Here is a 586-nt window from a genome sequence, read left to right as displayed (position 1 = left end):
GACAATGAACTCAACATGACCAAAGGGGTCACGGCGATAAGCGAGCAAGTGTATGAATTACATATGCTCATTTTCTACATTTGTTGCGCGATAGCTCTGGTTGTCTTTGGTGTCATGTTCTATGCCATCATCCGTCATCGCAAATCAAAAGGTGCAGTTGCCGCACATTTCCACGAAAGCACCAAAGTGGAAATTATTTGGACTGTAATCCCTATCATCATTCTTGTCGCGATGGCGATTCCCGCAACGAAAACTTTAGTCGCAATGGAAGACACTAGCCAATCGGATATCACCATTCAAATCACAGGTTCGCAATGGAAGTGGCATTACAGCTACTTTGGTGAAGATGTGGAATTTTTCAGCTTGCTCGCAACCAGCCAAAAGCAGATTGACGGTTTAGAGATGAAAGGTGCGCATTACCTACTTGAAGTGGATAACCCGCTCGTGCTCCCTGTGAATCGTAAAGTGCGATTTTTACTGACCTCAGACGATGTGATTCACTCTTGGTGGGTGCCTGATTTCGCCGTGAAAAAAGACACCATCCCGGGTTTCATCAACGAGGCTTGGACGCGAATTGATGAGCCGG

Annotated in this window: 1 protein-coding gene; it reads left to right on the top strand. The window is 46.1% G+C overall.

Features of this window, described 5'->3' with window-relative positions:
• The coding region (locus R8N49_RS28965; protein WP_318190682.1) for a cytochrome c oxidase subunit II at positions 1–586 on the top strand (586 nt) is incomplete at both ends.

The organism is Vibrio sp. 1978 (genome assembly GCF_033344345.1).
The sequence above is the reverse complement of the archived record's forward strand: the minus strand, read 5'-3'. Positions and strand labels throughout refer to the sequence as shown.